This is a genomic window from Pseudomonas sp. P5_A12 (genome assembly GCF_056400685.1).
Window position 1 is genome coordinate 1 of record NZ_JBFUKU010000450.1, and the last position, 3,038, is coordinate 3,038.

Genomic DNA, 3,038 nt, shown 5'->3' on the forward strand with positions numbered 1-3,038 from the left:
ATCATCGATCTAGAGCGCTACCCTATTACTGATCGCACCAGCCCCGCTTATCTTGCACTGGTCACTCAAAGTCAGTCTTTGCTGGGCCAAGAGGGCGTAGCGATCTTCCCGGGCTTCGTTCGCAATCCATCGGTTGTCGCGATGGCGGATCAGACGCTTGCCTTGCACTCGCGCATGTTTCATTTTCGGGAAAACCACACGGTTTATTTCAAACCTAAAGATGAAAGCGTTGATCCGGAACATCCGCTACGACGGTTGATGAACACGGCAAAAGACACTGTTGCTTATGCCGATATTCCTGCCGACCATTTGATCAGGCACATCTATGAGTCGGACGAAGTGCTTTCTTTCATCAAAGATGTTTTGGACCTGGACGCGCTCTATCGTCATGCCGATCCGTTAGCCGCCCTTAACTTGCAGGGCTTTACGGCGGGGCAGGAGTTGGGATGGCACTTTGATCGTTCCGACTTCAGCGTCACGCTGTCCCTTCAGGCGGCGAGCGCCGGTGGGGATTTTGAGTACGTGCGCATGCTGCGCAATGAAAACGACGATTGCTATGACGCGGTCAGACAATTCCTCGATGACCCGAACACACAACAGATTGAGGTTCTGCCTCAAGTGCCCGGTACCCTGACATTGTTCCGTGGCCGCTATTCATTGCACCGGGTGACGCCGGTGCAAGGGGACAGGTTGAGGCTCAACGCAGTTTTCGCGTACGTCGACCAGCCCAACGTCGAATTCAGTGCCTATGCCCGCCAGTTGTTCTACGGGCGTACCTCGGTAGATCCATTGGTTTAAGTTTCGCCAAAAACAATAAAAGCAATTGATCCACTTCTTCGCTTCACATGTTTGCGCACGCACCTGTCCATGCTAATTCTGATGGGCTCGTTTGCTCCTGTGTCGCACACAACAGTTCGCTGCCCCCAATAATAATGATTCGGAGCGTCTGATTATGAAAAACAGGAAGAGTTTGCTGGCCTCGTTACTCACCCTTGGCTTGCTCGTCGGTAGTGCTTCAAGCCAGGCTTCAGGATGGTGTGAATCGGGCAAGCCGGTGAAATTTGCCGGTCTGAATTGGGAGAGCGGGATGCTCCTTACCGACATCATGATGATCGTGCTCAAGGAGGGCTATGGCTGTGCAACAGATCAGTTGGTGGGTAACACCATCATTCTTGAGACTGCTTTGGCCGGCAACGACATTCAAGTGTTTGGCGAAGAGTGGATGGAGCGCAGCGAAGTCTGGAAAAAAGCGGCCGCCGCCGGCAAGGTCGTCGGGGTCGGTGCTCCGATCATCGGTGCGACTCAGGGCTGGTATGTACCGCGCTATGTTGTTGAGGGGGACGCAAAGCGCAATAAGCCAGCACCCGCACCAGACCTCAAAACAGTCTCTGACCTGAGCAAATACCCGAAGATTTTTCGAGATTCGGAGGAACCGTCTAAAGGGCGCTTCTATAATTGCCCTGCTGGTTGGATTTGTGAGCAGGACAATACCGAGATGTTGAAAGAGTACGGTCTTGAAAACACCTTCACGAATTTCCGTCCGGGAACCGGTGCCGCATTGGATGCCGCGGTCCTGTCCAGCTATAAACGCGGTGAGCCAGTCCTGTTCTACTACTGGTCACCGACTCCGCTAATGGGGCAGATCGATGCGATAAGACTGGAAGAAAAGACCGGGGCCAACAAAAACGTCATTACCATGGTTGGACTCTCCACGCCTTTTCATGAACAGGCTCCCGAACTGGTCGCGGTGCTGGAGAAGGTCAATATTCCTATCGATGTGCTGAACCAGAACCTGGCGAGGATGACCAAGGAGCGAATCGAATCACCGAAGCTGGCCAGGATTTTCCTTAAGGAACACCCGGAACTCTGGCGTGCCTGGGTCGATGAAGCTGCGGCAAAAAAGATCGCGGCATCGCTCTGATCGGCCACGAGGGCAAGGACGCCCGCCCTTTGAGCCGATACCGCGGCATGGGCAGCGACGATCATCGCCAGCGAGGCGGCCAACACGGTTTGTGCAAATTTCACGTTATCGTTCTCCTGCTTACGTTGAGTAAGCGAGCGGCGAATCAAAAGGTGGTTTTCATCGTCAGATAAACAGCGCCACGGTCCTCAATCGTTGCACCAACACCGGAGAAGGACGAGTAGCCACCGGCGTAACAGGCGTAGTTTTCGTTGCCGCTAAAGGCGTTCGGCGTAGAGCCATCGCCACCGGTCGGACCGGTGCTTACACCACTGGTATTGCACTTGTCGGTTTGGCCGAAGGCGTCCACGTACTTCAGGTCGACAAAGTATTTGTTGTACACAATGGCACCGACGCCCAACGCATAGTTGCCGGTGTCCTTGGCACCGCCACCGGACACCGGTGACACGCCGGCGAGGCCGACGTTGACGGACACTGGCGCGTTGAGGTCAATACCGGGGAACACCTGGAACCAGGTCGGTGTGAAGTTGACCGCCAGGCCCCAGTTGTCCCGGGTCGACTGGTCGACGCCGCGATAGGTGCCTTTGCCCTTGTAGAGCGCTTCGTTCTTGTCATCGAGCTTGAGCAGATTGCTGTAGTACAGCTCGGTCAGCAGGGTTGCCGTATCGAACAGCGCCGTTTTCGGCAGGGGCAACAGACCGTTCAGCGTCCAGTGCAGGGTGTCGCCGGTGGCGCTCATGCTATCGCCGCGGCTCGGGGTGTCGTAGATCACACCCGTGGACGCCGTGCGCGCCGGCAACAGGCCGAGGCCTTGGCCCAGGCTCAGTGGGCTGGTGGAGCTGACGATGGCCGGGATACTGGCCAGCGGCATGTTGTGACGCACGTTCAGGTCCGAACCCACACTCACAACGCCGACATCCTTGGACAGGCTCAGGCCGAAAATCTGAATGTTGTCGGCATAGGCCAGTTGATAGGTGGCGGTGCTCAACGAGTTGAGCGTGTTGACCAGCGCCGGCACTTGCCCGGCTGGCGGGGTGCCGTTCGGGTTGGCCGAGGAGATGCCTCTGGCATCCAGCCAGGCTTGCGGCAGGATGTCCGAGGTTTCGCGGTAGTAGAC

General features: G+C 56.3%; 3 protein-coding genes. 2 read left to right on the forward strand and 1 reads right to left on the reverse strand.

The window, feature by feature from the left end; all coding sequences use genetic code 11:
• A partial coding sequence (locus AC1DSG_RS29700) for a HalD/BesD family halogenase (RefSeq protein ID WP_477794056.1) occupies nucleotides 1-798 on the forward strand: 798 nt, incomplete at its 5' end.
• Between the two features lie 154 nt (nucleotides 799-952).
• Complete coding sequence (locus tag AC1DSG_RS29705; RefSeq protein WP_477794057.1) at nucleotides 953-1,921, forward strand: ABC transporter substrate-binding protein; 969 nt, start codon at nucleotides 953-955, stop codon at nucleotides 1,919-1,921.
• A gap of 145 nt (nucleotides 1,922-2,066) precedes the next feature.
• Here AC1DSG_RS29705 and AC1DSG_RS29710 read toward each other — a convergent pair.
• Nucleotides 2,067-3,038: DUF1302 family protein (locus AC1DSG_RS29710; protein ID WP_477794058.1), on the reverse strand; the 972-nt coding region annotated here is incomplete at its 5' end.

What these genes read in the sequence shown, in the direction of transcription:
- AC1DSG_RS29705 (WP_477794057.1), top strand. Translation starts at nt 953, where the DNA reads ATGAAAAACAGGAAGAGTTTGCTGGCCTCGTTACTCACCCTTGGCTTG.